Origin of the sequence: Microbulbifer epialgicus, assembly GCF_041447265.1 — a bacterium.
Classification (GTDB): domain Bacteria; phylum Pseudomonadota; class Gammaproteobacteria; order Pseudomonadales; family Cellvibrionaceae; genus Microbulbifer; species Microbulbifer epialgicus.
Genome location: NZ_JBGMEK010000244.1, coordinates 1 through 983 on the forward strand (window position 1 = coordinate 1; position 983 = coordinate 983).

Consider the following 983-nt stretch of genomic DNA (forward strand, 5'->3'; position numbering starts at 1 on the left):
GTAGCCTCTGGTGGATCAAGTCTAGCCGGAACAACTTGGTGGAATGCTGCTCTTGCCGCAGGCACTTTGACCCTTGAGACCCAGCTGGTTATTGCCTTAGCTAATGGCGTTGTTGATGGTGATATCGCTGGATCAATGGAAGAGCTGGCCTCTTCAGATACCCTCAAAAGTATTGCGGTATCAATGGTTACTGCTGGCGCACTTGCAAAAATAGATGCCGCATTTTTCCAGATAGATTCAAGTAAAGTTCAAGAGGCAGCTGATGCTGCTAGAACGCTAGCTGAGGCTGGGAATAGCACTGCCATTCAGATCCAGCAAGCGGTTGCAGATGCCATTAAAAAAGCAAGCTCGTTGTCTCTTGAAGCACAGGTTCTTCAGGCTCTTACTCATGCTACAGTTGATGCCGGTGTTAAAACGATTGCAGCAGGTGATAGCTTAGGTGACTTTGGAGATACCTTTGTAGATAGCTTGCTTCTTTCTGCAGTGGATCGTCTCGGTGAAGAAATGGCAACCGAGATAGGGCTGGCTGCGAAAACCAATGATATCAATACTGCAATTAAGTATATAGCTCATGCTGCTACCGGCTGTGTGATTGGAATTGCTCGAGCAGATATATCAGATACCGGTACCTCTTCTTCTGAGAACTGTGTATCGGGTGGCACTGGTGCGGTTGTAGGAGAGTTTATCGGTGAGTCAGTTAAAAGCTCTAGTGAGCATGCAGAAGATATTAAAAATATAGAAGGTTGGCTTGCGGAGAGGGGTATTATTAGTGAGGCAGATTATGCGAGCTTATCTGTTGAAGAGCAGTACCAATTGCATAAAATGGTCTCAACTTCTGGCATTACCGTAGCTGAAATTCAAGGCTTAAGAAAATGGGGCGTTAGAACCGCTGAGTTAGGTGCAGCGCTTACAGCTTTTGTCGCTGGGCTAGATGTTCAAATAGCAGCGGAGGCGGGTAAGAATGCGGCAGAAAATAATGCTCT

General features: G+C 46.4%; 1 protein-coding gene. It reads left to right on the top strand.

Annotation, left to right across the window (positions count from 1 at the left end; genetic code table 11):
- The coding region (locus ACCI49_RS24790; RefSeq protein WP_371841936.1) for a DUF637 domain-containing protein at positions 1-983 on the top strand (983 nt) is incomplete at both ends.